The sequence below is a fragment of the Streptomyces alboflavus genome (assembly GCF_000716675.1).
Taxonomy (GTDB): Bacteria; Actinomycetota; Actinomycetes; order Streptomycetales; family Streptomycetaceae; genus Streptomyces; species Streptomyces alboflavus.
In genome coordinates, this window is sequence record NZ_JNXT01000059.1 from 47,846 (window position 1) to 70,687 (window position 22,842).

The 22,842-nt window shown below is 70.5% G+C and carries 16 protein-coding genes; 5 read left to right on the plus strand and 11 right to left on the minus strand.

What is annotated here, in order from left to right:
* Positions 1 to 7: 7 nt before the first annotated feature.
* Together OO63_RS33190 and abc-f are read right to left on the minus strand one after the other, a co-directional pair.
* A complete protein-coding gene (locus tag OO63_RS33190) occupies positions 8 to 667 on the minus strand; it encodes a histidine phosphatase family protein (protein WP_030362796.1) in 660 nt (219 codons plus the stop codon).
* A 34-nt stretch (positions 668 to 701) separates the two neighbouring features.
* Positions 702 to 2,312, minus strand: coding sequence for a ribosomal protection-like ABC-F family protein (gene abc-f, locus OO63_RS33195; protein ID WP_030362797.1), 1,611 nt, complete (start codon positions 2,310 to 2,312; stop codon positions 702 to 704).
* Between the two features lie 190 nt (positions 2,313 to 2,502).
* Here abc-f and OO63_RS33200 point away from each other — a divergent pair, with 190 nt between their 5' ends.
* A complete protein-coding gene (locus tag OO63_RS33200; RefSeq protein WP_030362798.1) occupies positions 2,503 to 3,135 on the plus strand; it encodes a TetR/AcrR family transcriptional regulator in 633 nt (210 codons plus the stop codon).
* 64 nt (positions 3,136 to 3,199) lie between these two features.
* Here the strand turns inward: OO63_RS33200 and OO63_RS33205 are convergent, their stop codons facing one another.
* Both OO63_RS33205 and OO63_RS33210 read right to left on the minus strand, forming a co-directional pair.
* A complete protein-coding gene (locus OO63_RS33205; RefSeq protein WP_033264696.1) occupies positions 3,200 to 3,805 on the minus strand; it encodes a YdbC family protein in 606 nt (201 codons plus the stop codon).
* 33 nt (positions 3,806 to 3,838) lie between these two features.
* Positions 3,839 to 4,660 carry an arylamine N-acetyltransferase family protein gene (locus tag OO63_RS33210; protein WP_030362800.1) on the minus strand — a complete coding sequence of 274 codons (822 nt, stop codon included), beginning with the start codon at positions 4,658 to 4,660 and terminating at the stop codon, positions 3,839 to 3,841.
* Between the two features lie 107 nt (positions 4,661 to 4,767).
* Between OO63_RS33210 and OO63_RS33215 the strand changes: the two genes are divergently transcribed.
* The gene (locus tag OO63_RS33215; RefSeq protein WP_030362801.1) at positions 4,768 to 5,298 is read left to right on the plus strand and encodes a TerD family protein; all 531 of its coding nucleotides are present in this window, start codon (positions 4,768 to 4,770) and stop codon (positions 5,296 to 5,298) included.
* 61 nt (positions 5,299 to 5,359) lie between these two features.
* On the opposite strand, the gene OO63_RS33220 is transcribed toward OO63_RS33215, so the two are convergent.
* Positions 5,360 to 8,251, minus strand: a complete 2,892-nt coding sequence (locus tag OO63_RS33220; protein ID WP_030362802.1) for a vitamin B12-dependent ribonucleotide reductase — start codon at positions 8,249 to 8,251, stop codon at positions 5,360 to 5,362.
* 131 nt (positions 8,252 to 8,382) lie between these two features.
* Positions 8,383 to 8,925 (minus strand): transcriptional regulator NrdR, encoded by a 543-nt coding sequence (gene nrdR, locus OO63_RS33225; protein WP_030362803.1) that lies wholly within the window; start codon positions 8,923 to 8,925, stop codon positions 8,383 to 8,385.
* A 495-nt stretch (positions 8,926 to 9,420) separates the two neighbouring features.
* Here nrdR and lexA point away from each other — a divergent pair, with 495 nt between their 5' ends.
* On the plus strand, positions 9,421 to 10,206 hold the full coding sequence (gene lexA / locus OO63_RS33230; RefSeq protein ID WP_030362804.1) for a transcriptional repressor LexA: 786 nt from the start codon (positions 9,421 to 9,423) through the stop codon (positions 10,204 to 10,206).
* A 125-nt stretch (positions 10,207 to 10,331) separates the two neighbouring features.
* On the opposite strand, the gene OO63_RS33235 is transcribed toward lexA, so the two are convergent.
* The 5 genes from OO63_RS33235 to OO63_RS33255 all read right to left on the minus strand — a co-directional run bounded on the left by OO63_RS33235 (position 10,332) and on the right by OO63_RS33255 (position 19,330).
* Complete coding sequence (locus tag OO63_RS33235; protein WP_030362805.1) at positions 10,332 to 12,347, minus strand: ATP-dependent DNA helicase; 2,016 nt, start codon at positions 12,345 to 12,347, stop codon at positions 10,332 to 10,334.
* A gap of 40 nt (positions 12,348 to 12,387) precedes the next feature.
* On the minus strand, positions 12,388 to 14,355 hold the full coding sequence (locus OO63_RS33240) for an IucA/IucC family protein (RefSeq protein ID WP_030362806.1): 1,968 nt from the start codon (positions 14,353 to 14,355) through the stop codon (positions 12,388 to 12,390).
* Positions 14,356 to 14,449: 94 nt separating this feature from the next.
* Complete coding sequence (locus OO63_RS33245; protein ID WP_030362807.1) at positions 14,450 to 15,226, minus strand: GNAT family N-acetyltransferase; 777 nt, start codon at positions 15,224 to 15,226, stop codon at positions 14,450 to 14,452.
* 179 nt (positions 15,227 to 15,405) lie between these two features.
* Entirely contained in the window at positions 15,406 to 17,520 is a 2,115-nt protein-coding gene (locus OO63_RS33250; protein WP_030362808.1) for an IucA/IucC family protein, read from the minus strand.
* Between the two features lie 184 nt (positions 17,521 to 17,704).
* On the minus strand, positions 17,705 to 19,330 hold the full coding sequence (locus tag OO63_RS33255; protein ID WP_033264704.1) for a diaminobutyrate--2-oxoglutarate transaminase family protein: 1,626 nt from the start codon (positions 19,328 to 19,330) through the stop codon (positions 17,705 to 17,707).
* A gap of 706 nt (positions 19,331 to 20,036) precedes the next feature.
* Here OO63_RS33255 and OO63_RS33260 point away from each other — a divergent pair.
* The gene (locus tag OO63_RS33260) at positions 20,037 to 21,263 is read left to right on the plus strand and encodes a trypsin-like serine peptidase (protein WP_078619520.1); all 1,227 of its coding nucleotides are present in this window, start codon (positions 20,037 to 20,039) and stop codon (positions 21,261 to 21,263) included.
* 280 nt (positions 21,264 to 21,543) lie between these two features.
* Complete coding sequence (locus OO63_RS33265; RefSeq protein WP_030362811.1) at positions 21,544 to 22,758, plus strand: trypsin-like serine peptidase; 1,215 nt, start codon at positions 21,544 to 21,546, stop codon at positions 22,756 to 22,758.
* Positions 22,759 to 22,842: the final 84 nt, after the last annotated feature.

Here is a 22,842-nt window from a genome sequence, read left to right on the forward strand (position 1 = left end):
TGTCACTCTATCCGGTGATGCCGTACGGCTCCGGCTCACGCCAGCGCTCAAACGGCCGGTCGAGTGTGTACTTGCCGTCCTCGCCGAGCAGCAGCGTCCGCGTCTCGCCGTTGCCGGGGTTGGACAGCGACTCGAACTCCGCCACCGACCAGTGGAACCAGCGCATGCAGAACAGCCGCATGGTCAGCCCATGGGTGACCAGCAGGACGTTCGGCGGGTGGTCAGGGGCCTCGAAGCTGCGGTACAGGCTCTCCAGGAAGGAGCCGACGCGGTCGTAGACGTCGGCACCGGACTCGCCCTGGGCGAAGCGGTAGAAGAAGTGGCCGTAGGCGTCGCGGTAGGCCTTCTGGAGCTTGACGTCGTCCCTGTCCTGCCAGTTCCCCCAGTCCTGCTCCCGCAGCCGCGGCTCCTCCCGCACCCGCACCCGGTCGGGGTCGAGGCGCAGGGCCCGGAAGGTCTCGTGGGTGCGGCGGTACGGCGAGACGTACACGCTCACGTGCTCCTGGCCGAACAGCTCCCGCAGATGTTTCCCGGTCTCCTCCGCCTGGCGCCACCCGGTCTCGGTGAGCGCCAGGGCATGGTCGGGCTCGCGTTCGTACACGGTGTCGTCGGCGTTGCCGGCCGACTCGCCGTGCCGGACGAGGACGATGCGCCGCGGTCGTGCCATGGGTCGACCCTAGATCGGTGGCACCCCGGGCGGGTCAGGAGGGTAGCCGTCCGGACTCCATCCGGCGTATTCGTCCCGTGAAACGGCCGCGCAGGAGTCGGTCGTGCGAGACGACCACGAGAGCTCCCGTCCACTGCTCAAGGGCCTCCTCCAACTCCTCCACGAGGGCGAGCGCCAGGTGGTTGCCCGGCTCGTCGAGCAGGAGCAGGTCCGCGGGTCTGGCGAGCAGCCGGGCCAGGGCGAGCCTCCGGCGTTGTCCCGCGGAGAGCGAGCCGACGGGGACGTGGAGGTCGCGGGGGTGGAACAGGCCGTAGGAGAGCAGCAGTTCGGCCTTCTCCTCGGCGGTGAGCGGCAGGCCCTTCCCGAAGGTGTCGAGCACGCGCTCCGCCGGCCGGTGCACCGGGATCTCCTGGGCGAGGTACCCGATGCGGCCCCGGCGGACGACGGAGCCCTCGTCCGGTTCGAGCACGCCCGCCATGGTGCGCAGCAGGGTGGACTTGCCCGCGCCGTTGCCACCGTGGATGAGGAGTCGCTCGCCCGCCGCCACCGTGAGCTCCGGGACGGACAGGCGGTCCCCGACCCGGACGTCCCGCAGGGTCACCAGGTCCCCGTCCACGGCCCCGGCCTCCGGGCGGGCGGCGAAGCGCAGGGGCGCGGGCGGCTTGGGCACGGGGTGGTCGTGCAGTCGGCGCAGCCTCTCCTGCGCGTTGCGCACGCGCCCGGCGACGGAGGCCTGCACGCGGCCTCCCGCGCGGTCGTACGCCATCTTGTTGTTGTCCTTCATGCCGCGGCCGCCCGCCACGGCGTGGGCCGTGGTCGCCGCGAACTCCTCCAGCCGCCGTGTCTCCTCGCACCACTCCACATAGGCCTGCTCCCAGCGCCTTCTCGATGCCGCACGCTCGGCCAGCAGGCCCTGATAGCCGCCCCCGTAGCGCACGACCGCGCGGCGGGCCTCGTCCACTTCGAGGATCGCGGTGGCCACGCGCTCCAGGAAGGTCCGGTCGTGCGAGACCGCGACAACCGTGCCGTGGTGCGCCAGAAGGGAGGTCTCCAGCCAGTCGAGTGCGTTCTCGTCAAGGTGGTTGGTCGGCTCGTCCAGGAACATCACTTCAGGGGCGGCGGCGATCAGGCAGGCCAGGCCGAGGCGGGCCTGCTCGCCGCCCGAGAGGCTGCCCAGCTGCCGTCCACGGTCTATGTGGGCGAGTCCGAGGCCGTGCATGGCCTTGTCCACGCGGGCGTCGGCCTCGTATCCGCCGCGCAGTTCGAAGGCCGTGAGGAGGTCGCCGTACTCGCTGAGCACAGCCTCGGACGCCGCGCCGAGCCCCGTCTCCAGCTCACGCAACCGGCGTTCCATGGTGCGCAGTTCGGCCAGGGCGGCGTCGATCGCGTCCCCCACGCGACGGTCTGCAGGCAGCTGCGGGGTCTGCGCGAGGAACCCCGCGCCGCCCTCCGCGACGGTGACCACGTCACCGCTGTCCGGCCGGTCCTGTCCAGCCAGGAGGCGCAGGAGTGTCGACTTCCCGGCGCCGTTCTCGCCGACGATCCCGATGCGTTCACCGGGCCGGACCGTGAAGGAGACGTCGCCGAGCAGGAGGCGGTCACCCCTGGCCTTCGTCACGCCACGTACCGAGATCTGTGTAGGCATGGGCACCCCCGTTTCCGTACATGCCACTTCCACCCGCTGCGGGCAAACGCAACCCATGTCGCATTACGATGAGTGTGACACAGTCGGCCGCACTAATGCAACAGGAGTAGCACTTGAGCGCGACACCACTCGGCGCAGCCGGGAAGACAGCCCGGCGCAGCCGGCCGGCCAGAGGAAGCGAAGGACCGAGATGACGAACGAGGGCGTTCACGCCGACGAGCGACCGGCACCCGGCACACGCCGCCCCGGCGGCCGCACCGCCCGCACCCGTGCGGCGGTCCGCGACGCGGTCCTGAGCGGGCTCAGCGACCACGGCTACCCGGGCCTGACGATCGAGTACGTCGCCGAGCACTCCGGCGTGCACAAGACCACGCTGTACAGGCGCTGGGGCGGCCTGGAGGGCCTGATGGCCGACGCGCTCGACCTCGCGGGCGAGGACGCGTGGACCCCGCCGGACACCGGCAGCCTGGAAGGTGATCTGCGCGCGCTCGCGCACGAGGTCGTCGACGCGTTCGCCGACGAGTCGAAGGCCGCGGCGCCGACTGCCTTCGTCGCCGCCTCGTTCCAGTCCCCGCGCGCGGCCGACGCCCTGCGGGCCTTCTACGCCGAGCGGTTCTCCCGCTGCGAGGCCGTGGTCACGCGAGCCGTGGAGCGGGGCGAGGCGGACCGGGACACCGACGCGGCGGCGCTCGTGCGCGCCGTCTCCGCGCCGCTGATGCTCCGCCTGTTCGTCACGCGGGAGCCGATCGACGCGGCGCTCGCCGACCAGTCGGCGGCCGTGGCACTCGCGGCCACACGCGCGGGGGCGTTCACGAGGCGCTGACTACGACTGACCACGACTGATTGCAGCTGATTGCGGCAGATTGCGGCTGACTGCGTATGTGCCCTCACACCGTCCACGAAGGTTCCAACTGCACGACATCCCCCGCGAGCGCCGCCACATCCGCCTCGGTCTGCGCGCGCAGCGCGAGCCGTTCCACCCGCTCCACGCGGTACTTCCCGTGCTCGGCCGCCGACTGCCACATGGAGAGGACCAGGAACTCATGGCCCGGGGCCTCACCGAAGAGCCCCCGGACCATGCCGGGCGAGCCCGCCATGGCAGGGTTCCAGACCTTCTCCTGCATCAGTGCGAAGTTCTCCACCCGCGCCGCATGAACGCGACAGTGCGCCACCCGGACCACGTCCGCGTCCGTGAACCGCGGCTCGAACCCCGTCTTCACGTCGAAGCGGTGGTCGAAGAGCTTGGCCTGCAGGTTCTTGTACGTGCCCACCTGCGCCGAGGCCAGCCGGTCGTGCGAGCGGGCCATGAACGAGTCGTAGAAGGCGCGGCTCTCCCAGAACGCGAAGACATGCGCCACATCCGGTCGACCGCGACTCCATCCTCCGCCCTGTCCCCGGAACCCCGGCTCCCCCAGAAGCCCCGCCCACTTTCGCTGCGCCCGCTCGAAACCCCGGCGGTCCACCACGGTGCAGCGAATCCACTTGACCAGCACCGCGCCATCGTACGGCGCGGCGCGTGGCCAGGGTCACGCTCCGGCGTAGTGCACCCGGATCAGCTCGGCGAACTCGTCGTCCCCCAACTCGATGCCGAACTCCCGCACGAGCGTGTGCCGCAACTCGCTTACAGGTACGTCGCGTTCGTCACGGGAGCCGTCGGGGCGCGTGCGGGTCAGTTGCGCGCCGATCAGCCGGCACCGCACGCCGGGGGCGGCCTGTTGCAGCACCGGGCGTCGGATGAAGGGAGATTTGGGGTGAGTTGAGGTGTAGTGGTTCATCACTACGTAGTCGACGGGCAAGCACCGGGTCGTCGTGTAGGCGTAGAGGTCGAACCAACCGTCGGCGTTCTGGGTGCGAAGAACCCGCACCCCTTCCTCTTCGCTCCCGATGCCGAACCGCCACTCTCCTTGGCTTACGTCGACGCCCGTGCGCAGGGGGATCGGTTCGAGCAGTCCGTCGGCGCCGAACCCGACATCGCAGTGCCACTGTTCACCGTCGGCCTCGACGTCCAGGAGCATGTGCGTCACCGCGCGCGTGGTGGACGCTCCCGCCCTGACCCGGGCGCCGAGCCCCTTGACCGAGAAGCCGATGCGCTCCAGGGCGGCGGCGAACAGCAGGTTCTGTTCGTAGCAGTAGCCGCCGCGGCGCCGGTGCACCATCTTGTCCTGCAGTGCCGCCAGGTCCAGCAGGACCGGCTGGCCGAGCATGATCTCCAGATTCTCGAAGGGGATCGAGGCCACGTGCCCGCGGTGGAGCGCGCGCAGCGTCTCCAGGTCCGGCTTGGCCTCGCCCTCGTACCCGATCCTGGCCAAGTAGGCCTCGATGTCCAGCTCTTCCCCGTTCCATGTCATGGGGGCAATGATCGCAGGCGATCCGAAGGGTTCACGGCACCGATGTCAGCGGCAGGCCTTAGCGTGGTCGTAGCACTGACAACGCACGAAGACCCAGGGGGAGTTCGGTGAGCAACATCAAGAAGGGGCTGAAGAAGGTCGAGGTCGGCCTGCGATGGGATCCGAGCCCCCTCGGCACGCCCTCCCACGACTTGGACATCGTCGCCGCGACGTACACCTCCGAGGACCTCCACGGCAGTCCCGCCTACCTCGTGCACTTCGACAGCCGTTCCCCGGACGGCACGATCACGCTCAGCAGGGACAGCAAGACCGGCCAGGGCTTCGGATACGACGAGGTCATGGTCCTGGAGCTGGAGCGACTCGCCGAGAGGTACGTCCGTGTGGTGGTCGGCGTGGCCATCCAGCAGCCTCCGGAGGGCCGGGTCTTCGGAGACATACTGAATGCCTCGGTCCGGATCCGCGAGGGGTACACGGACCTCGTCGAGCACGACTTCGCGGAAGTGGCCGGTTCCACGGCCTCGGTGGTCGCCGAGTTCACCCGGGATCAGCCGGGCGGCCCTTGGACGTTCCGCGAGCTGCTCCAGGGCTTCGACACCGACCTTGCGTCCTTCACGGCCGCGATGGGCGGCGTCCACTGAGACGCGGTGAGGGGCGGCGGGCCCGAAGGCCCGCCGCCCCTCACCTCACGGCGTCAAGCGGTCAGCTGCAGCCGCTGGTGGAGCCGCAGCCCTCGCAGATGTAGCACGAGCCCGCGCGCTGCATCTTCGTGCCGCAGGAGAAGCACAGCGGCGCGTCGGCCTGGATGCCCAGCTGCATCTCGACGAGCTCGGCGCTGGTGTGCGCCTGCTGCGGAGCGGCCGCCTCGGCCTCCGGCTTCGGCGTGGCGACGGCCTTCAGGACCTCCGTCTGCCGCGGGGCGGACTGGGCCAGGCCCTCGACGTCGACGTCCTCGTCGGCCGGCTCGTACGAACCGGTCTCCAGGTGACGCTGACGCTCCTCGGCGGAGTGGATGCCGAGCGCGGAGCGGGTCTCGAAGGGCAGGAAGTCCAGCGCCAGGCGGCGGAAGATGTAGTCGACGATCGACTGCGCCATCCGTACGTCCGGGTCGTCCGTCATGCCGGCCGGCTCGAAGCGCATGTTCGTGAACTTGGAGACGTACGTCTCCAGGGGCACGCCGTACTGCAGGCCGACGGAGACGGCGATGGAGAAGGCGTCCATCATGCCCGCGAGGGTCGAACCCTGCTTGGACATCTTGAGGAAGACCTCACCCAGACCGTCGTCCGGGTAGGAGTTCGCCGTCATGTAGCCCTCGGCGCCACCGACGGTGAAGGACGTGGTGATGCCGGGACGGCCCTTCGGCAGACGCTTGCGGACCGGGCGGTACTCGACGACCTTCTCGACCGCGCTGCGGATCGTGCCTTCGGCCTTCTCGGCGATCTCGGTCTTCTCCTCCTCCTTCTTCTTGGCGGAGAGGGGCTGACCGACCTTGCAGTTGTCGCGGTAGATCGCGAGCGCCTTGACGCCCAGCTTCCAGGCCTCGAAGTAGACCTCCTCGACGTCCTCCACGGTCGCGGTCTCGGGGAGGTTGACCGTCTTGGAGAGCGCGCCGGAGATCCACGGCTGGATGGCCGCCATCATCCGGACGTGACCCATCGCGGAGATGGAGCGCTCGCCCATGGCGCAGTCGAAGACCTCGTAGTGCTTGGTCTTCAGGCCGGGGGCGTCGATCACATTGCCGCGCTCGGCGATGTGGGCGACGATCGCCTCGATCTGCTCCTCCTGGTAGCCCAGGCGACGCAGGGCCTGCGGCACGGTGCCGTTGACGATCTGCATCGAGCCGCCGCCGACGAGCTTCTTGAACTTGACCAGGGCCAGGTCGGGCTCGAGGCCGGTCGTGTCGCAGGACATGGCGAGACCGATGGTGCCGGTCGGCGCGATGACCGAGGCCTGCGAGTTACGGAAACCGTTCTTCTCGCCGAGGCGCAGGACGTCCTGCCAGGCCTCCGTGGCGGCGGCCCAGATCGGGGTGTCCAGGTCGTCGATGCGGACGGCCGAGGCGTTGGCGTCGGCGTGCTGCTTCATGACGCGCTTGTGCGGGGTGGCGTTGCGGGCGTAGCCGTCATAGGCGCCGACGACCGCCGCGAGCTCCGCGGAGCGCTTGTACGAGGTGCCGGTCATCAGCGACGTGATGGCACCGGCGAGGGCACGGCCGCCGTCGGAGTCGTACGCGTGGCCGGTCGCCATCAGGAGGGCGCCCAGGTTGGCGTAGCCGATGCCGAGCTGGCGGAAGGCGCGGGTGTTCTCGCCGATCTTCTGGGTCGGGAAGTCCGCGAAGCAGATGGAGATGTCCATCGCCGTGATGACCAGCTCGACGACCTTGGCGAAGCGCTCGGACTCGAACGACTGGGTGCCGTTGCCGTCGTCCTTGAGGAACTTCATCAGGTTCAGCGAGGCGAGGTTGCAGGACGTGTTGTCCAGGTGCATGTACTCGCTGCACGGGTTCGAGCCGTTGATGCGGCCGGACTCCGGGCAGGTGTGCCAGGCGTTGATGGTGTCGTCGTACTGGATGCCGGGGTCGGCGCAGGCCCAGGCGGCCTCGGCCATCTTGCGGAAGAGCGACTTGGCGTCGACCTCCTCGATGACGTCGCCGGTCATGCGGGCACGCAGACCGAACTTGTCGCCGTTCTCCACGGCCTTCATGAACTCGTCGTTCACACGGACCGAGTTGTTGGCGTTCTGGTACTGGACGGACGTGATGTCGTCGCCGCCCAGGTCCATGTCGAAGCCCGCGTCACGCAGCGCGCGGATCTTCTCCTCTTCCTTCACCTTGGTCTCGATGAAGCCCTCGATGTCGGGGTGGTCGACGTCGAGGATGACCATCTTGGCCGCGCGGCGCGTGGCGCCGCCCGACTTGATCGTTCCTGCGGACGCGTCGGCGCCCCGCATGAAGGAGACCGGACCCGAGGCGTTGCCTCCGGAGGACAGCAGTTCCTTGGAGGAACGGATACGGGAGAGGTTCAGGCCGGCGCCGGAGCCGCCCTTGAAGATCATGCCCTCTTCCTTGTACCAGTCGAGGATCGACTCCATGGAGTCGTCGACGGACAGGATGAAGCAGGCGGAGACCTGCTGCGGCTGGGGCGTGCCGACGTTGAACCACACCGGGCTGTTGAAGCTGAAGATCTGGTGCAGGAGGGCGTATGCCAGCTCGTGCTCGAAGATCTCGGCGTCGGCGGGCGAGGCGAAGTACTTGTAGTCCTCGCCGGCCTTCCGGTACGTCTTCACGATGCGGTCGATGAGCTGCTTCAGGCTCACCTCGCGCTGCGGCGTGCCGACCGCGCCGCGGAAGTACTTGCTCGTGACGATGTTGACCGCGTTCACCGACCAGAACTCGGGGAACTCGACGCCGCGCTGCTCGAAGTTGACCGAACCGTCGCGCCAGTTGGTCATGACGACGTCACGGCGCTCCCAGGCCACCTCGTCGTACGGATGCACGCCCGGGGTCGTGTGGATGCGCTCGATGCGCAGGCCCTTGCCGCCCTTGGGTCCCTTCGCGCGCGAACCTCGCGCGGGGCCGCTCGTCGTCTCGGTCATGCCGCCTCCCTGTATCAGGCTAAAACGCCCTGAAGTGCCACGCTCTTCCCGCAGCACGGTGTGTGTCTTGTGTCGCGGGCACCACTGGGGGCGACCGCGACAGGTCTGGTTCGCCGTCGGACCGTGAAAGGTCAGTCGCCGGCGGTGGCAGGCTGCGGGACTTCGGCAGTCCCACCGGGCCCGCGGCCGGTCGCGTCACGTTCCGCTCCGGAGCCGTCCGGCGCGGCGTCGCGCCGCTCCCGCAGCTCTTCGACCGCGGCCTCGAAGTCCTCGAGCGAGTCGAACGCCCGGTACACGGACGCGAAGCGCAAGTAGGCGACGAGGTCGAGTTCCTGCAGCGGGCCGAGTATGGCCAGCCCCACGTCGTGGGTGGTCAGTTCGGCACTTCCGGTGGCCCGGACCGCTTCCTCGACGCGCTGGCCGAGCTGCGCCAGCGCGTCCTCGGTCACAGGCCGCCCCTGGCATGCCTTGCGGACGCCGTTGATGACCTTGGTGCGGCTGAAGGGCTCGGTGACGCCGCTGCGCTTGACGACCATCAGGGAGCAGGTCTCCACGGTCGTGAAACGACGCGAGCAGTCCGGGCACTGACGGCGCCTGCGGATCGACGTGCCGTCATCAGTGGTGCGGCTGTCGACTACGCGGCTGTCGGGGTGCCTACAGAAGGGGCAGTGCATGGATCTCCCAACCCTCCTTCATGGCACGACACAGAGGCCTCCAAGGACCCTTGGGCCCCTCGAAGCAGCCCCAAGCATAGGCGATGCCCGCGGCCCCGGAAGACCGGGGACCACAACTTCTAGGCTGCGGTCGCAATCCAACCACTACATCTGGGGTTTGCCCGTCATCCTCGACGTCACCGCGTGTCGCGGGAGCCGCCGGACGGGCAGGCGCGTGCGGGCCGGCGCCGACGCCACCCGGGAGGTCCCAGCGCCCTGTTGACGGGGCACCGAATGGCACTATGGGAGCCTCACTCGGCAGGGCCTGGACCCCGGCGGTGAAGCGTACCGTAATGAACCGAAATTCCTTTCGGCCCGAACGTCAGCCATACACCCAGACACATGATCAGGACAGGGAATCTACGATTTTTCACTCGAACGTGTGTTTGGCGCAACCTTTCGAAAGCAACTACCGTTGGCTAACTAGGGAGAACATCTCGAGAGGGGCCGACCGACGTGACCACCACCGCAGACAGCGCCACCATCACAGCCCAGGACCGCTCCCAGAGCCGATTCGAGCCGGTGCATGCCATGAATGACGCAGCCACGAACCAGGAGGGGCCCAAGCCCACACGCTCCCTGCCGGGCCGACCTCCAGGAATCCGCGCCGACAGCTCCGGGCTCACCGATCGCCAGCGCCGGGTGATCGAGGTCATCAGGGACTCGGTGCAGCGGCGTGGTTACCCGCCGTCGATGCGGGAGATCGGTCAGGCGGTCGGACTCTCCAGCACCTCGTCCGTCGCCCACCAGCTGATGGCTCTCGAGCGCAAGGGCTTCCTGCGCCGCGACCCGCACCGCCCGCGGGCGTACGAGGTCCGGGGTTCGGACCAGCCCAGCACCCAGGCCACGGACACCACGGGCAAGCCGGCCGCTTCGTACGTCCCCCTGGTCGGCCGCATCGCGGCAGGCGGCCCGATCCTCGCCGAGGAGTCCGTCGAGGACGTGTTCCCCCTCCCCCGCCAGCTCGTCGGCGACGGAGAGCTGTTCGTCCTGAAGGTCGTCGGCGACTCCATGATCGAGGCCGCCATCTGCGACGGGGACTGGGTCACGGTCCGCCGCCAGCCCGTCGCCGAGAACGGCGACATCGTCGCCGCCATGCTCGACGGCGAAGCGACCGTCAAGCGCTTCAAGCGCGAGGACGGACACGTCTGGCTCCTGCCGCACAACTCCGCGTACCAGCCGATCCCCGGGGACGAGGCGACCATCCTCGGCAAGGTGGTCGCGGTCCTGCGTCGCGTGTGAGCCTCCGCCCCTGACACGGGCCCCGGAACCTACTGCGCCGGTTCCGGGGCCCGTCTCTTGCGTTCTGAGGGCTGCTGCAACGGGGCAGCGGTGCGTTCTGGGCGCTGCCGCAACGGGGCAGCGAGCTACTCCTCCGAGGCCTCGGCCGCCTGCGCCGCCCCGGCCCCTCCCGACGCTTCCGCAGCCGTCGCCGCCGCGTCGATCGCCGCCAGGGAGCGACGCACCTGGTTCCGGTCCGTCGTGTACCAGAACTCCGGCAGCGAGGCCCGCAGATAGCTTCCGTAGCGCGCGGTGGCCAGGCGCGGGTCCAGGACAGCCACCACCCCACGGTCCCCCGAGGCCCGGACGAGACGACCGGCACCCTGGGCCATGAGCAGCGCGGCATGGGTCGCCGCGACCGCCATGAAGCCATTGCCGCCCGCTTCGTCCACGGCATTCTGCCGGGCACTCATCAGCGGGTCGTCAGGGCGCGGAAACGGGATCTTGTCCATGATCACCAGCTGACAGTTCGCGCCCGGCACGTCGACGCCCTGCCACAGCGAGAGCGTGCCGAACAGACACGTCCGCGCATCGGCCGCGAAGCCCTTGATCAGCTCGCCCAGCGTCTCCTCGCCCTGCAGCAGGATCGGCATGTCGAGCCTGCCCCGCAGCTCCTCGGCCGCCGCCTGGGCCGCCCGCATCGAGGAGAACAGGCCGAGCGTCCGCCCACCCGCCGCCTCGATCAGCTCGGTGAGCTCGTCCAGCATGTCGCCGCGCGTGCCCTCCCGCCCGGGACGTGCCAGGTGCTGCGCGACGTACAGGATGCCCTGCTTGCGGTAGTCGAAGGGCGAGCCGACGTCGACGCCCTTCCAGACGGGCGCGTCCTCGGTGTGGCTGCCCTCCGGGGACAGCCCGAGGGACGCCCCGACGCCATTGAAGTCCCCGCCGAGCTTGAGCGTGGCGGACGTGAGGACCACAGAGCGGTCGGTGAACAGCTTCTCGCGGAGCAGGCCCGAGACGGACATCGGGGCCACCCTCAGGGAGGCGCCGAAGCGGTCGTGGCGTTCGTACCAGACGACGTCGTACTCGGAGCCGTTCGTGATGCGCTCCGACACGTCGTGGATCGTCTCCACGGAGGCCAGGGCCTGCTTGCGGACCACGTCCTCGTCCTGGACGGACTTGTCGCGGGTCGAGCCGAGTGCCGAGATGACCGTGCGGGCGGCGTCGCGCAGCGCCATGAGGGCATAGCCGAGGTCCTCGGGGACCTCTTCGAGGCGCCCCGGCAGCGCCAGCTCCATGAGCCGCTCGAAGCCCTCGGCGGCCGTCTGGAGCTGATCCGCGGCCTTCTCGTTGACCAACTTCGCCGCGCGCCGCACCGCTCGGTTGACCTGTCCCGGGGTGAGCTCGCCGGTGGCGACACCCGTGACACGGGATACCAGCTCATGGGCCTCGTCCACGATCAGCACCTCGTGCTGGGGCAGGACGGGGGCGCCCTCGATGGCGTCGATCGCAAGGAGCGCGTGGTTGGTGACCACGACCTCGGCGAGCTTCGCGCGCTCGCGGGCCATCTCGGCGAAGCACTCCTGGCCGTACGCGCACTTCGATGCGCCCAGGCACTCCCTGGACGAGACGGACACCTGGGCCCAGGCGCGGTCGGAGACGCCCGGGGTGAGGTCGTCGCGGTCGCCGGTCTCCGTCTCGTCCGCCCAGTCCCGCATGCGCAGCAGGTCCCGGCCGAGCTTGCTCGTGGGCGTCGCCGCCTCGAACTGGTCGAAAAGACCCTCTTCCTCGTCCTGCGGAACGCCCTCGTGCAGGCGGTGCAGACAGAGATAGTTCGACCGGCCCTTGAGCATGGCGAAGTCGGGGCGGCGGCGCAGCAGCGGATGCAGGGCGTCCACCGTCCGCGGCAGGTCGCGCTCGACCAGCTGGCGCTGCAGCGCCAGGGTGGCCGTCGCGACGACGACCCGCTCCCCGTGCGCCAGCGCGGGCACCAGGTAGCCGAGGGACTTTCCGGTGCCGGTGCCGGCCTGGACCAGCAGGTGGGAACCGTCGTCGATCGCCTCGGCGACGGTCTCGGCCATGGTCACCTGGCCGGGGCGCTCCGTACCGCCGACGGCGGCGACGGCGGCGTGCAGGAGCTCGGGGAGGGAGGGCTTCGTCATAGCTCGACCACCCTACGGTGCCCCACTGACAACACTGCGATCAAGGCTGATGGAGGGGGTTGGCCACGGTCCCGTGGACAGCGGCGTGCGGGCGCTCGGAACGGTCGCGGTAGCCGTCGAGGTGGAGCCGGTTGCGGTTCAGACACAGCCGCTCGATACGGGGTGTGAGCAGGTCGAAGGTCTCGTACCGCTCCTTCAGCTCGGGGGCGCGGGCCTGGTGCCGCAGGATCTCGGCCCGTACGAGGGCCCAGAAGTCGGCCTCCGGGACGCCCAGTTGGTCCTCGCACAGCGGCGCCAGGTAGCGGAAGACACCCACGAAGAGCCCGGCGTGGATGAACTGGGTCAGGAAGGACGGCGGCTCGGTGAGCAGGATGTCGCGTACGTCGTCGGGCATGGAGGCGTGCTCCGGCACGGGCTCCGCACTGACATTGACGTCGTCCACGAAGTCCTTGACCGCGAGGCGCACGGGGACGTCCTTGTCGTCGAAGACGACGATGGCGTTCTCTCCGTGCGGGGAGAACACCGTTCCGTAGCGATAGAGGAACTGCAGCAGGGGCGGCAGCAGCGCGGCGAACAGACGCGTCAGCCAGGCCGCAGGCGTCAGCCCGGAGCGGGCGACGAGCTCCGTGACGAAAGCGCGGCCCTGGGGATCGGTGTGCAGGAGCGCGGCGAGGGTGCGGGCGCGCTCCCCGGGCGCGAGGTAGCGCGTGAGGGGCTCGCGCCAGATGGCTCCCAGGAGTTCCTTGTACTGGTAGGGAACTTCTGGGAGCGAGTCGTAGACAGGGTGCTCGACGGCGACGGAGGCGACCTCTCCGAGGAGGATCACCCGGCACTCGTCACGCAGGAACGGATCGCTGTCACGCAAGGCGTGCACCCAGGAAGTGACGGCCGAGGCGGCGACCGTCCGCTCAGTCGGCAGACCACGCCACACCAGTGTGTTGAGGACCGACAGCGGGAGCTTGATGGTGTGCCGGTCGGGACGGGTGGTGTTCAGGAATGTCCGGATCGACTGCTGTGGCAGACGCAGGTCGCCGTCACTGGGGAGCGGGACGATGGTCCCCGCGGCGACGGACGGGGCGAACAGGGGCAGCACGACGTCGTCCCACTGCCAGGGATGCACGGGCAGGTACAGGTACTCCCGGGGGTCGAGGCCGCGCGCGCCGAGTATGGCCGCGTAGGACTCGCGGGTGCCTGCGTCGAGCTCGCGCGCGTAGAGGTCGTCCGCGGTGTCCAGGCCCGGCACGCCGCGGTAGGTGGAGATGCTGTGGTGCACGGCGATCCACGGGATGGCCGCGTCGCTGCGGGCCTCGGGTGCCCAGCGTGCGGCGTCCGTCGCGGAGAAGCCGATGCGGCCCTTGTTGAGGACGAGCCAGGGATGGCCGGTCTGGTGGCCTTCGAGCTCCGCGTAGCCGAGGTCGGCGAGCTGCCCGGCGCTGAGCGCTCCGTGGTCGAGGCGGGTGTCGGCGCTCAGCGTCGCGGTCAGTTCGCGGATGAGGTGGCCGAGGGTGGCGCCGTCGAGGTCCAGAGTGCGGCGGGCGACGGTCAGGAAGCGCAGTGGGTCGATGCAGGGGCGCGGGCTGCCGGTGCCGTCGGTGAGCGTGAGGCTCGCCGGGTCCACTCGCCAGCTGCCGTACGCGCCGCGGCGGGCGCGGAAGGTGAGACGGGGGCGGGGCTCGCCGGGCGCGGCCGGTTCGTCGAGAAGCAGGGTGTACGTGTCCGTGGCGCACCCCTCACCGTCCGCGACGCCCCCTTCGCTTCCTACGGCGGACGCTGCGGCGGACGCCCTGCTTCCCCTGGCATCCTCGCGGCCTTCGGCATCGCCGCCTCGGCTGTCGGCGCTCACTGCCCCCGCCGGTACCGGACTGAGGATCTCTTCGTACGCGAACTCGGCGACGATCTTGGCGAGGAGTCGGCGCCCGGCCTCCTCCCAGCGTTCCGCGGTCAGCTCAGGCGGGTCGTAAAGGGCGGCGGGGTCGTTGGGTGTCGCGGGGTCGGAAAGATTCGGCACGGGGACTCCTCGGGGAGGGAACCGGATCGGGTCGAGCGGTGTATCAGAAGTGAGCGGATCGAAGTGAGCAGATGAGAGGGGCGGGCCGAGCGGGTCACAGCACGGCGCGCAGGGCCCGGTCACGGACCATGAGTGCCGCTCGTTTGTCGGGGAGGTCCACCTCGGCGGCGAAGCGGAACCCGGCACTGAGAAAGGCAGAGACGGAGGGGGTGTTGCGCAGATCTGGTTCGGCTACGACACGTGCGCAGGAGGGGCGGTGATCGAGTACGAGGTCGGCGACGGCCCGGAGCAGGGTGGTGCCGAGGCCTCGGCCGCGATCGGCGACGCCGCCGACGAGGAGGTGGATCCCGGTGTCGTGAGGGCGTGCGGGGTAGTGGCGGGCGAGGGGGTCGAGGTCGGCGCGGTAGATCTCCCAGTAGCTCATGGGGGCGCCGTCGAGGACGCCGAGGCAGGGCACGCTGCGCCCGTCGCCGTCGAGCTGGGGGCGCAGGTGGGTCTCCGTGACGGATGGGGGTCCGGCCAGTTCCCAGAAGGCCGCCACGGCGGGGTCGTTCATCCACCTGCTGATCAGCGCCAGGTCGCGTTCGATGCGTACGGGGACGAGTTGGAAGACGCCGGCTTCGGTGGTGGCCGGGCTCCAGGTGGCCACGTGGTCGAGGAGGTCGCCGCGGGCCGGGTCGGGCTCGGGGGCCGTCGTGGGGTCCGAGCCCGCCGTGGCGTCGGAGCTGAGGTGCGCCGCGTGCCCACCGGAGTCGGCGATCAGCGCGACGAGTTCGTCGGGCAGCCGCAGGTCCAAGGTGTCGTCGCAGTCCGGGGTGCCCGCGGTGGCGGGATCTGTTCCGGCGTCGGTGCTCGCGTCGGTGGGAGGCACGGCGTCGCTCCTCTCGGAGGGGATCGGAGGGGAAGGGTTCGGCAGGGGTGGGGCCTGGTCCTCAGGAAGGGGTCATGGTCATCGGCGGGGAAAGGGGGCGTGGCCCCCAGTGGCGCAAACGAAGTGGTCGTGGCCACCGGGGAGTTGGTGGATCCGGGCGGGGTTCGGGGTGGAGCGGGTCACGTATGGAGGGGATTCGAGATGGTGACGTAGACGGATTGGGTGTCGACGGGCCCGACGAGTTCGTCGAGTCCGTGCAGGCGGGTCAGCAGGTTGGCCTTGCACCGCAGCACGGGTGAGTCGAGCAACCGGGCGGGCAGCGGGGTACGGAGCCGGTCGGGGCCCGAGGCGGCGGCGAGGAGGAAGCGGCGGAACGCGGCGAGCAACAGCCGTTCTTCGGCGAGGCGTTCGGCGCCCAGGGCGCCGATGAGGCCGAGGACGTTGTTGATGCCGAGGTAGTAGGCGAAGCGTTCGTCGGTGACCTCGTCGGAGACGAAGGTGTCGCTCTGTCGGCCGATGCCGGGGAGCCGCTTGTCCAGCTCGGCGCGGCGGGATTCGCGGAAGTAGTAGCCCTGGTTGTCGCGGTAGCGGCCGCCGGTGGGCCAGCCGTCGGGGTCGAGCAGCAGCAGGGTGTTCTGCTGGTGGGCCTCCAAGGCGACGCCCGCTTCGCTGTCCAGCCAGAGCACGGGGCGTACGACGTTCTGGAGGTAGCGCAGGAACCACTCCGTGGCGACGGCTCCTCGTGGGCGGCCGGTGTGTCCGGCGAGCCGGGTGATGATCACGGCGAGCCGGGAGCGCATGAGCGGCCGGTCCTGGCCGGTGGGCTGGGCGGGCGGCCGGGGCGAGACGAGGCCGGCGATGCAGGTCGCGTCGTCGCCGGAACGGAAGGGGTTGTGCCGGATCATCACGTCGAGTCCGGGGACGGCTTCCCCGTCGGCTCCGGTGACGGCGAGCCAGGCCGGGTCGCGGATCACGTCGAAGCCGGGATGGGCCGCCTGCCACTGCTCGGCGAGGCCGCTGCGCAACAGCCGGTGGACCTCGACGCCGCGGTGGAGTTCCTTGCGGAGGTTCTCACGACGGGAGTTGGTGATGCGCAGGGCCAGCGAGAGCTTCAGCATGGCCGGGGCGCCGGAGCGGTAGAGGGTGCGGACGGAGGAGGTGGGGTGCCAGGGTGCGCCGTGCGGGCCGAGGTCCTTGAGGAGTCCGGCGTCGAGCAGCGCGGCGGTCTCGGGGCGGTGGCGGAGTTCGCGGATCTGCCACGGGTGTGCGGGCAGCACGGCGTGATCGTCCGGCAGCGGCAGGTCGGGGCCCGCGAGGCGGGCGGCGAGCTGGTCGGCGGGGACGGTGCGGCCGCGTTCGGTCCAGGCCGAGTCCATGGCGAGCACCGAGCGTTCGACGGCGAGCCAGTGCAGCGGGAAGGCGCCGCGCAACTCGGGTGAGTAGAGCCGGGATTCGGTGTCGGACAGTCCCTCGCGGCTCTTCGGGGTCGGGTGCAGCGGGTGACCGAGGAGGAGGGACTGTTCGGCGGCCAGGAACAGGTCGGGGATGTCGCCTGGATTGTTCCTGCGGTCGGCGATGAAGTCGGCGGTGCGGCGGACGGAGTCGGCGACGCGGGCCACCAGGTCGGCGCCGTCGGGGGCTTCCCGGGCCTCGGTGGGTTCGGCTTCGGACGCTTCCCCGAGGGCCGCGGTCGGCGGGACCGCCGGTTGCGGTTGTGGCTGCGGCTGCTCCGGGCCGGGCTGCGCCTGGGGGTCCGAGTCGGTGAATTCGCCACGCTGGGTGTCGGGTTGGGCGGCGGCGTCGGGGGTGTGTGCGGTGTGCTCCCGGGTGGGGCCGTGGGTAGCTTCGGCCGTGCGGGCTGTCTCGCGGCTCAGGAGGGCGGCGACGGTGACGGCGTCGACCGGTGGCGCGGTGGTGGGGCCGTCTTCCAGGCAAGGGGGGCCGAAGCGGTGCCAGCCGGTCGGGGACCAGTAGTCCACGGGGACGAGGAGGGCGGTGCCGCTGGCTTTGAGGGGGATGCGCAGGGAGCCGTGTTCCGGTGCGGCCATGTCGTTCTCCCGCACCCAGCAGCGCAGCAGGTTCTCGACGGCTGCGGCCTGGGCCGCGGTGTGCGGGTCGGGGTGGTCGAGGAGGTCGGTGGTGCCGTGGTGCAGTCGCTCGGCCTCCTGGCTCCTGCCTTTCTGCCGCGGGACCGTACTGGCCTCCGCCGTCTGCGGGGACTGCGCGGACTGTGTGCCGCACGCTGCCGGTGGGTGCGGTTGGGGACGGCCGTCGGGTGCGGGGGTGGCGTTCAAGAGGGTTCCTTGTGTGGTTGATCGGGCTCCGTTTGGCGACGGGCGGTGTTGGGCGGGACGGGTCGCGGAGGGGGCACAGGGTGGGACGGTGACGGACGCGCCTGGGAGGTGATGGTGCGGCTGCGCCTGTCACCAGGTCGGTCGGTTCGTGCCCGGCTCGGTCAGGGGACGTGCGTCGCGGTGGTCATGGATGGTCCGGTGCGAGTCTGCCGTCGGGGGTGCGGCGGTGGGAACGCTCCGCCGCGGTGAGGGCATCGGCGAGTCGGTCGAGGACCGCGGTCGCCTGTTCGTCCGTGATGGTGAGGGGAGGCAGGAGTCGCACGACGCTGGAGTGCCGTCCGCCGAGTTCGACGATGAGCCCGCGGCGCAGGCACTCGCGCTGTACGGCGGCGGCCAGTTCGGGGGCCGGTGGGTGCGGACGGGTGTCGGGGAGGTCGTGCGGCCGGTGGTGCTGAAGGTGATTGTGCCGGTGCGGGTGCTGGTGTGGGTACTGGGCACTGGCCGGAGGCGCGGTGGGCATGGTCACGGGGGGTGCGGTCGTCGGGGGTGCGGGGGCCGGTTGCGCGGGGGCTGTGGGGGCGTACGAGGTGCTTGGGGTCTGTGAGGTGGACGCGGAAGGCGCCGTCGCGTGGCCCAAGTGCAGGGTGCGGGAGGCGGGTTGGGGGCTTTCCGGGTCCACGAGTTCGACGCCCAGCATGAGGCCGAGCCCGCGGACGTCGCCGACGCAAGCGTGGTCGGCAGCGAGGGAGCGCAGACCGCCGAGCATGCGGGCGCCGAGGGTGGCGGCGCGTTCGGCGAGGCGGTTCTCGCGTACGTGGGCGAGGGTGGCGGCGCCGGCGGCCATGGCGAGTTGGTTGCCGCGGAAGGTGCCCGCGTGGGCGCCGGGGGGCCAGACGTCGAGGTCGTCGCGGTAGACCACGACGGCGAGGGGGAGGCTGCCGCCGATCGCCTTGGACAGGACGAGGACGTCGGGGACGATGCCGCTGTGCTCGACGGCCCAGAAGGCGCCGGTGCGGCCGACGCCGGTCTGTACCTCGTCGGCGATGAGAGGGATGCCACGGGCCGCGGTGATGTCGCGCATCCGGCGGAGCCAGGCGTCGGGGGCGGGGAGGACTCCGCCTTCGCCCTGGACGGGTTCGAGGATCATGGCGGCGGGGGCAGGGACGCCGGACTTGGTGTCGTCGAGGAGGTTCTCGGTCCAGCGGGCGGCGAGTTCGGCTCCGTTGGGGCCGCCGATGCCGAAGGGGCAGCGGTAGTCCTGCGGGTAGGGCAGGCGGGCGACGCGGACGTCGCGGGCGCCGCCGGATGCTTCGAGGGCTCCTGCGGTCATGCCGTGGTAGGCGCCGGTGAAGGCGAGCAGGCCCTCGCGGCCGGTGGCCGTGCGGGTGAGTTTGAGGGCCGCTTCGACCGCGTCGGTTCCGGCGGGGCCGCAGAACTGGATGCGGGCGTGGTCGGCGAGGGCGGGCGGGAGGGTGCGGAACAGTTCGGTGGTGAAGGCGTCCTTGACGGGGGTGGCCAGGTCGAGGACGTGGAGGGGGGCTCCGGAGTCGAGGACGTTGCGGATGGCTTCGAGGACGACGGGGTGGTTGTGGCCGAGGGCGAGTGTGCCCGCGCCGGAGAGACAGTCCAGGTAGCGCTGTCCGTCGGCGCCCTCGATGGTCATGCCGCGGGCTCGGACGGGGACGATCGGCAGGGCTCGCGCGTAGGTGCGCGCGGCGGACTCGCGGGCGGACTGGCGGCGCAGGATGCCTTCGTGCGCGCCCCTGTCGGGGGTGGGGGTGCCTGACTGATGCGTGCCGGTTTGGTGCACGGCCTTGCCCTGCGCGCCGCTGTCCTGCGCACTCTCCTCGCGGGCGACACCCTCAGGCACAACACCCTCACGCCCACCCTCCTCGCGCACGGCGCCCTCGCCAGCACCCTCCACGTCCGCGCACCCCTCGTACACAGCACCGTCACGTGCGACACCCACACGCATGACAGCGTCGCCCGCAGCACCCCCACCACGCCCGGCCACCTCACCGGCAGTTCCCTGCTCCGCGGCCCCCGCCGCGATTTCGCGCCCCGCGGGCACCACCGCGGAAGCAGGCTCGATCACGGCCACAGCTGTTGGTCCTCCCGCTGGGACTTGACGCGGGCCCGCGGATTTCGGTCGGGCGCGCGAGCGAGTTGGCGCGGGGGCTGAACGCGCGCGGCGTGTCCCCCGTACGTACCAACGACGGCACGTGCGCGGGATCACGGGTGCCGGGAAGATCCTTGCCGTGACGGAACCGTTGCCGTCTCGTGGGCCGTCCCCAACGGCACCGGCATAGTGTGGGGTGCCGTTCATCAGCACCAAGGTGTTCCGCACCGCGGGCAAATCCGGACGTTCGGTACCACCGACGACCGGGCGCCCGCCAGCACGGGCATCCGCGCGCCCCCTAGGGGTGCGCCGTGATGACCGAGGCCGTACAGAAGGACGTACGGCACCACGATGTACGGCATTTGGAACGATTTCGAGGCCCAGGGGGATTCTCACCATGCGACCCATACGTCCGCTCTTCAGCTCCCGCAGTGGGAGGAGCGCGCGCGGCAGGACCTCCCCCGTGGCGGCCGCCGTCGCGCTCGGCGCGGCGCTCGTTCTGACGGCGACCGCCTGCGGCCCGAGTGACGACAACGCGGGCGACTCGTCCGCGTCGCAGCCCGGCGACAAGGGCGACGACAAGATCCAGCTTCCCGGCGACATCCAGGACCGGCTCAAGGAGCACGGCATCGACCTGGACAAGTGGAAGGACGGCGCCTGGAAGAACTGGGACAAGGACGACTGGCTGCGCGAGGCGGGCGACTTCGTCAACCCGATCATCGAGGACCTCTGGGACCCGGACCGCATGCGGGACGCGGACAAGAACCCGGACCGCGGTGTCGACGAGGGCGACATCTCCGGTGACCAGGGCGTGACGGACCCGACGCCGGAGCCCGTCGAGGCCGCGGCCGTGAAGACGCCGTACCACGACCAGGTCCCCGCGGCCGGCAAGCTCTTCTTCGACGGTCCCGAGGGCTCCATGGTCTGCTCGGCCACGGTCGTCAAGGACCCGAAGAACCCGGGCAAGTCCAACATGGTGTGGACCGCCGGTCACTGCGTCCACGCGGGCGCCAAGGGCGGCTGGTACCGCAACATCGCCTTCGTCCCGTCGTACAACGACAGCGGCACGCCCACCACGGAGCTCCAGGGCAAGCCCAAGGAAGAGGTCGCTCCGTACGGCGTCTGGTGGGGCGACTGGGCACAGACGTCCGACCAGTGGATCGAGACGGGCGGCCCGACGGGCGGCAAGGGCGCTCCTTACGACTTCGCGGTGATCCACGTGACGCCGGAGAAGGGCAGCGAGGGCAAGTCCCTGGAGGAGACGGTCGGCACCGCTCTGCCGGTGGACTTCGACGCCCCCGCGGTGCCGAAGATCAAGGACATGACGGCGACCGGCTACCCGGCGGCGTCGCCGTTCGACGGCCAGAAGCAGTTCCAGTGCGCGGACAAGCCGGGCCGCCTCTCCCTGAGCAAGCCCGACCCGACGATGTACCGGATCGGCTGCACCATGACCGGCGGTTCGTCCGGTGGCGGCTGGGTCACGGAGGGCCAGGACGGCAAGCCCGCGCTGGTGTCGAACACGTCGATCGGCCCGGTGACGGCGGGCTGGCTCGCGGGTCCGCGCCTCGGTGACGAGGCCAAGGGCATCTACAACGCGGTGAGCAAGAGGTTCGCAGGGCAGTAGGCAGTCGGGGCGGTGCGACGTCACCGCCGGTGGGTCGGCCTCGATTCCCGAGGCCGCCCCACCATCCGCTTCGTCCGCGTACGAGACGCGTACGAGACGCGTACGAAAAGCGTGCGTGCGGCGTACGCGCATCAGCGCGGCGAAACCTTCACCGCCCCGCCGCTGTTCGTCCCCAATTCCACAGGCATAGTGGGAGCTCACGTCGGCCCGGGCGGCGGACGCCACGCCCACGCCTGACACGCACATGGCAAATACACGTTCCTACGGGGGTTACAGCTACATGCGTTCCATTCGTGCGCCCTTCGCGCGCAGCCGCGGCCGCCGCGCCGCGCTCGCCGTCACCGGGCTCGCCGCGACCCTGGCGCTCACCGCCACGGGCTGCGGCCCGAGCGACGACAAGGCGAGCGACAAGTCGGACAGCGGCTCGGCGCAGGAGGCGGACAAGGGTTCCGGCTCCGACTCCGGCTCCGGTCTGCCCGGCGACCTCGCCGACCGGCTCAAGGAGCACGGCATCGATCCGGACAAGTGGAAGGACGGTGCCTGGAAGAACTGGAGCAAGGACGACTGGCTGCGCGAGGCAAAGGACTTCGTCAACCCGGTCATCGAGGGGCTCTGGAAGCCCGAGCGGATGCAGAAGGCCAAGGACCCGAACAAGACGATCGCGGCGAAGGACGCGACCGCCGACCAGGGCCAGACCGACCCGGACCCCGCTCCGGTCCGGGCGAAGCCCGAGAAGACGCCGTACCACGACAACGCGGCGCCGGTCGGCAAGATCTTCTTCGACTCCCCCAAGGGTTCGATGGTCTGCTCCGGCACGGTCGTGAAGGACCCGCGCAACCCGGGCAAGTCCAACCTCGTGTGGACGGCGGGCCACTGTGTGCACGCCGGTTCCGAGGGCGGCTGGTACCGCAACATCACCTTCGTGCCCTCGTACAACGACCTGGGCAAGTCCGAGGCGGCCCTGAGCAACGCGGCACCGCAGGAGATCGCGCCGTACGGCCAGTGGTGGGCGGACTGGGTCTCGACGTCCGGTGAGTGGATCGACCAGGGTGCCTCCTCGGGCGGCGCCGGCGCTCCGTACGACTACGCCGTGATGCACGTGAAGCCGCAGGAGGGCACCAAGTCCCTCGAGGAGACCGTCGGCAACGCGCTGGAGGTCGACTTCTCGACTCCGTCGGCGCAGAGCGTGGCGTCCATGGGCGCCTGGGGCTACCCGGCCGCGCCGCCGTACAACGGCTTGATCATGCACAAGTGCATCGACAAGCCCGGCCGTCTGTCGCTGGACCCGGCGACGCCGACGATGTACCGCATCGGCTGCACCATGACCGGCGGTTCGTCCGGCGGTGGCTGGTTCCGGGTGGTGGGCGACAAGTCCCAGCTGGTGTCCAACACGTCGATCGGCCCGGCCGACAACACCTGGCTCGCCGGTCCGCAGCTGGGCAGCGGCGCGAAGCAGGTCTTCGACAACATGAGCGAGAAGTACGGCTCGCAGTGAGCCGTCGGCCGCCCGGGCCGAAGTGACCCTTCGGCCGCCTGGTCCCGGTGACCCGACGGCGGCCAGGTCCCGGTTGCCCGTAGG